Annotated in this window: 7 protein-coding genes; 4 read left to right on the top strand and 3 right to left on the bottom strand. The window is 45.7% G+C overall.

What is annotated here, in order from left to right:
• Window positions 1-1,523: tetratricopeptide repeat protein (locus tag A3735_RS14145; protein WP_068638179.1), on the top strand; the 1,523-nt coding region annotated here is incomplete at its 5' end.
• Here A3735_RS14145 and A3735_RS14140 read toward each other — a convergent pair.
• A complete protein-coding gene (locus A3735_RS14140) occupies window positions 1,520-2,479 on the bottom strand; it encodes a DMT family transporter (RefSeq protein WP_068514268.1) in 960 nt (319 codons plus the stop codon). The genes A3735_RS14145 and A3735_RS14140 overlap by 4 nt on opposite strands.
• 168 nt (window positions 2,480-2,647) lie before the next feature.
• Between A3735_RS14140 and A3735_RS14135 the strand changes: the two genes are divergently transcribed.
• From A3735_RS14135 to A3735_RS14125, 3 genes are read left to right on the top strand one after another with little or no spacing between them, the layout of a single operon-like run.
• Entirely contained in the window at window positions 2,648-3,040 is a 393-nt protein-coding gene (locus A3735_RS14135; protein ID WP_068514263.1) for a hypothetical protein, read from the top strand.
• Entirely contained in the window at window positions 3,037-4,026 is a 990-nt protein-coding gene (locus A3735_RS14130; RefSeq protein WP_068514260.1) for a phosphotransferase, read from the top strand. The genes A3735_RS14135 and A3735_RS14130 overlap by 4 nt, the downstream gene beginning before the upstream one ends.
• Before the next feature lie 2 nt (window positions 4,027-4,028).
• Window positions 4,029-4,907, top strand: coding sequence for a 3'(2'),5'-bisphosphate nucleotidase CysQ (locus A3735_RS14125; RefSeq protein ID WP_068514256.1), 879 nt, complete (start codon window positions 4,029-4,031; stop codon window positions 4,905-4,907).
• Window positions 4,908-4,909: 2 nt separating this feature from the next.
• Here A3735_RS14125 and A3735_RS14120 read toward each other — a convergent pair whose 3' ends face one another.
• Window positions 4,910-5,236, bottom strand: a complete 327-nt coding sequence (locus A3735_RS14120) for a hypothetical protein (protein WP_304438921.1) — start codon at window positions 5,234-5,236, stop codon at window positions 4,910-4,912.
• 5 nt (window positions 5,237-5,241) lie between these two features.
• Window positions 5,242-5,523 (bottom strand): helix-turn-helix transcriptional regulator (locus A3735_RS14115; protein ID WP_068638177.1); only part of this gene is annotated, 282 nt, incomplete at its 5' end.

The raw sequence follows: 5,523 nt of genomic DNA, 5'->3' as shown, positions 1-5,523 counted from the left end.
ACACAGCAAGCAGTGCACAAAATGTTGTCTCAGGTTTTCAGAACGTCAATTACGACGTTACGCTGTGCAACTATGACTTAGGCAAAGGCAAAAACGGCCAGGAGTTACTTGAGGAGCTACGCTACAAGAAACTGTTAAAGTTCTCGGACTTATTTTTTATTGTTTCAGCCGAAGTTGATCGCAGTAAGGTTATGGGCACCGTCGAGAACGAACCCGATGGCTACCTGGTAAAACCGATCACACCCAATGATTTGAAACAACGCTTAAGCAAAGCGCTAAAAATGAAAGAAGCGATGAGTGCAATTGACACTGCTATAGATGATGGCGACTATCACTCAGCAATTGCATATTGTGACGAGAAAATTGCCGAGAAAGGCAATTACGTACTTCGCTGCATGAAGACAAAAGCCTGGCTGCTAAGTAAAATCGGACACATCGACGAGGCACGCGAGCTATACGAAGGCATCCTTAAAGCAAGCGATTTTACCTGGGCCGAATATGGGCTGGCAAGAATCATGATTCGGCGTAAACATTATGAGGATGCAGAAAAACTACTACGGGTCATAATTACCAAAGACCCGGAGCAAGTTGAAGCTTTGGACCTTCTTGCGCAGGTACTGCAAAGACAAGATAAAACCAAAGAGGCCCAGGCAACCGTCGAACAAGCTATCTCGCGGTCTCCAAACTCCCTGCACAGACAAAAGCAATTGGCAGAGCTATGCTCAGAAAATAAAGATAGTAAGGGCGCAATCGAAGCCTATCAAAACGTAATGAAGCACAGTGAACAGTCTGTCTACGCCCGGCCAGAACACTGCTTCGATTTCGTTAATTACCTTGCAGACGTTGCCAAGCAAGAGGGTGGCGATATCAATGCCAACCCACATGTTAAGGAAGCCTTCGACTTGCTTGATAAAAGTGCCAAACGCTTCGCTAATCAGGGGAATATCGAAGAGCATACAAAATTAGTCGCTGCCAATGTCAATGCAAATATCGGCAACATCGACGAAGCCAAGCAAGCTCTTGACGACCTGCTAGGCGAAAGTCATGACGCTCAAGACCTCTCTGCGAGTAGCCTTAAACTAGCAGCACAAACACTAAGCAGTCTGGGGGAAGAGGACAAGTCGGAACATTTACTGGAACGCGCGGCTGACCTGGCAAAAGAAGATAGTGCACTGGTTGAAGATATTTACTCGCAGCTCAACAAGGGAATTGGCAGTGAAACCCGCCAGCGAGCAGCTAAAATTAATAAAATGGGTATCAAACTCTATGGAGAGAAAAAAGTTAAAGAGGCAGCAGAGGAGCTAAGACGCGCCCTTCCCCTCACCCCAAGGCATATCTCGCTCAACCTGAATTTGGCGCAAGTACTACTACGACTATATAAACGCAGTGCGGATGCTAGCTTATTGAAAGAAGTCGACGAATATCTACATCGAGTGAGACATATTCCCCGTCACCACAAAGAGTATTCACGCTATCATTATTTAATCGAGCGCCGCGCCAGCATGGAAGAAGCAAAAGACTAAAGCGACTCCTCTTTCAGTGGCGCTTTCTTCCTACCTTCTATATAGCGACGGAAATAGCTTCGTAACAAGGGTATGCGGTAAACCAGTATCCCACAAAAAATTAACACACAACCCAGCAGCTGATTGCTTGTCATTCTTTCGCTTAAGAAATATGCGCCTAAGATTGCTGTCCACACGGGCTCCAGAATAAAAACCATGGCCGCACTGTTTGGGTCCAGTTTTGCTAGCGCTTTAGTTTGCAAGGCGAAACGTAAACTTGTAGCGATAAAAGCGCTGCACAACAGCCACACCCAAGCCATATAGGATAAATCAGCTGGCCAACTCTCAGTTAGCAGTGCGGCAACTGTCGCGACGATTGCAATGGCGACAAGCTGTAAAGATGTCAGAGCCATATAAGAGATACCTTGTGCATAACGCCCCGTCAAAATGACATGCAGCGCAAAACCCAAAGTTGACATAAAGAAGAAAGCATGGGATTCCTTAAATTCAAAGCCCAAACCACCTCCTGGCTCAGCCCGTAATGCTAAAAGCGCCAAACCAATAACTGCGGGAATCAACGCACAAATAAGGTAGAAGGTGATCTTGGTACCAAAGATTAGTCGCGCGATTAGCGGAACGAAGACGACTGCCAAGCTCACGATAAAAGCACCTTCGCCGATATTATCGGTTTGGTCCACCGCTAAGACCCAAAGCAACAATGCACAACCTAACAGGATACCCGTACCTATTCCCTTAACAAACTGATGCCGCTTAAGCACCACCAATTGCGGCCAGGACATTAGAACCAGCACCAGCGCCGCTAATGAAAACCTCAGTGCTAAAAAGATGTAAGGTGAAAACTCTGCCAGGGCGCTTTTGGTGAACACCCATCCCGCAGCAGCAATAAGCGTCACCGCAACGAGCAGCAGTTCGTAATTTCGTATCGAATGAGAGATAGCCCTGGCCTTAAATGTCATTAGTGCAAAAGCGCTTCACGACAATAACAGAAACCGCCCAAGAGTTGTTGACTCTAATAACATTGAAACACTGTTTTCTAATGATTAACTTGCCATTAAATACTTCTCGCCATATCGTTTACTTAGCTACAACTCCACCAAAACCGTCAATATAAAGGTGCAAACTCAATGTTCCCCGATATGCCTGGTAAGCCTTCAGCATCCTTGCTTAAAATCACCTACCTTATTTATGCCTTACATATTTTTAGTGCTATAAGTGGCCTGTTAACGCCAGCGTTTATTCTGACGGCTTTCCTTACCGGCTGGCCTTCGATCATAGCATTGGTTATGAGCTATATCTGGCGGGGTGATGCCGACGGTACCTTCTTGTATTCCCACTTTGACTGGTTAATCACAACTTTCTGGAAAGCCTTGGTTGGTTTAGTCATTGCCTGGATTCTGATCGTGACCATTATTGGCGCAATCATTGGGGTTCCTATTATGTTGGCAGTTGGCGTTTGGGTACTTTACCGATTAGGAAAGGGGCTATTTGCTTTGAATGATAGGCGCCACCTAGCATGAGCCATTCGCTATCGTCTCAAATTTTAAACGTGACCAGGGCTCGTTCTATTATTAAGCTTGAAGATATCCAAAGCTTATGGAGTGGTTACGGAGTAATTAGCCGGTACAAGTTGGAAGGCTGTCAGGCAAGCCAAGTCATCGTAAAACACGTTAAGCTTCCTGAAAAAAGTCAGCACCCCAGAGGCTGGAATACTCAGCGCTCTCATCAACGAAAAATATACTCCTATCAAGTTGAGTGTGCCTGGTATAGAGATTTTAGCGCACTATGCGATGAATCTAGCAGAGTCCCAAAGTGCTTGGACACTGCAAGCTCTGAGGGTGAGTTTTTAATCATCATGGAAGACCTTGCAGCCGAAGGTTTTCCTATTGTAAAAGAGTCAGCAAAGCTTACAGACATGCACACTTGCTTGGGCTGGCTAGCTAACTTCCATGCCAAATTTATGGGGCACGCACCCGACTCTTTATGGAAAACAGGGACATATTGGCACCTCGATACTCGCCCTGATGAGCTTGAAGCACTAGAAGATCAAGCACTAAAGAGCGCTGCCTCACGAATCGACTTCGCACTCGCAAGCAGCCCTTATCAAACCTTCGTACATGGCGACGCCAAGTTGGCAAACTTTTGCTTCTCTGAAGATGGCAAGTCTGTAGCAGCTGTAGACTTTCAATACGTAGGGGGAGGCTGCGGGATGAAAGATCTGGCCTACTTTATTGGCAGCTGTTTGCATGAAGAAGACTGCCAGCGCTATGAAAATCAGCTACTCGATAGCTACTTTGAACAACTTAAACAGGCTTTGCTCAAACACCAAAGCAATATAAACCCTAGCAAGGTTGAAGCCTCCTGGCGCCCTTTATTTTCAGTGGCATGGGCCGACTTTCACCGCTTCCTTAAAGGTTGGAGCCCTGAACATTGGAAGGTCAACGCCTACAGTGAGCAGCAATCACGCAAAGTAATCTCGCAACTAAATCAAGCTAAGGAGAGTTAGGCATGAAACTCTCCCCCACTGATCTCAAGGAACTCGCTCAATACGCTCGAGAAGCAGCCCAACTGGCAGGCGCTGTCATAATGACTTATGCCAATAAGAAAGTTGAAATCCTAACTAAATCGACAGGTTCAAGCGAAGCATCACAAGTACTAACCGAAGTCGACTTGCGTTGTGAGAAGCTAATTCTTGATCATTTGGACGACAGCGTAAGAAAGTACAACTTGGCAGTACTCAGTGAGGAGCAAGAAGATGACAAGCAACGCCTGATAAAAGAAGCTTTTTGGTGCATTGACCCAATAGATGGAACGCTAGCCTTTACACAAGCAAGACCTGGTTATTCTGTATCAATCGCCCTGGTTTCGAAAACAGGTAAATCTCTAATTGGTGTGGTATATGACCCGGTAAAAGACAGAATGTACTCGGCTATTACAGAGCAAGGCCTCTATTTGAATGGCCAAGCCTGGCGCCCGGAAAACGAACTTCGTACTGAGCAGCTAACGCTCCCCTGTGATCGCAGCCTTCTAAAAAGGCCTGACTTTCCTGATATCCACAAAGCAATCGACCAATGGCGTACAAATAAGGGCTTAACTCAAATCAATGAAATTCATCACTGCGGTGCAGTAATGAACGCCATACAGGCTTTAGAAAATCCACCCGCATGCTACTTTAAGCCGCCCAAAAAAGAAGACGGCGGCGGTAGCCTTTGGGATTTTGCTGCCACCGCGTGTATCTGTTCAGAAGCCGGTGCATTTGTTTGTGATTATAAGGGACAAGTTCTAGAACTGAATAAAGCAGACAGCACCTTCATGAACCAAAACGGCGTTATCTTCAGTACCGAAAAAGAGCTTGTAGCCGTGATTCAGTCTTTGTATTCCGGCTAGATTCAACTCGCTTTTGAGTAGAAACTGTCACAGCAAGCTTTAGCAAATTTATTCTTGAGTCTAGCTTCAATGCCATCAACCAAGACTTTCTGTATTTCCTGATCACTTACTGTATTGATCTGCCGAATGGCTGAAGGGCTAGTAATATTAACCTCGGTAATATAACCACCAATAAAGTCGAGCCCAGCCAGAGCAATGCCTTCATTTAATAAGAAAGGGCGCATCGTATCGATTATATACTGCTCTCTGAGCGAAACCTCTCCAGCTTCGCAACGCGCACCCTGATGAATATTCGCCAGAAAATCACCTTGCTGTGGCAATCGATTCACCACACCTATAAACAGGACTTAGACTTCTCATCCGCCGAGCAACAATTTCTCATCAAAAAAGACATTAACTCTGTCATGTTGGCAAAGTTCGCTTTGCAGTATAAGTTTCTACTTTCCCTTTGCTGGCTAAGCAAAGCGCATTGCATCAGCTTGGAAATATGATGTGACAAGGTTGAAGCAGGTATACCCAACTTTTTCTGTATGTCGCCCACTGTCATACCACTCTGCCCCGCCTGGATCAGAGTCCGAAAGATTTCAAGGCGAGTAACATTACCCAAAGCTTCTAA

This window comes from Oleiphilus sp. HI0061 (genome assembly GCF_001635675.1).
The sequence above is the reverse complement of the archived record's forward strand: the minus strand, read 5'-3'. Positions and strand labels throughout refer to the sequence as shown.

What these genes read in the sequence shown, in the direction of transcription:
- A3735_RS14140 (WP_068514268.1), bottom strand. Translation starts at nt 2,479, where the DNA reads ATGACATTTAAGGCCAGGGCTATCTCTCATTCGATACGAAATTACGAA.
- A3735_RS14135 (WP_068514263.1), top strand. Translation starts at nt 2,648, where the DNA reads ATGTTCCCCGATATGCCTGGTAAGCCTTCAGCATCCTTGCTTAAAATC.
- A3735_RS14130 (WP_068514260.1), top strand. Translation starts at nt 3,037, where the DNA reads ATGAGCCATTCGCTATCGTCTCAAATTTTAAACGTGACCAGGGCTCGT.
- A3735_RS14125 (WP_068514256.1), top strand. Translation starts at nt 4,029, where the DNA reads ATGAAACTCTCCCCCACTGATCTCAAGGAACTCGCTCAATACGCTCGA.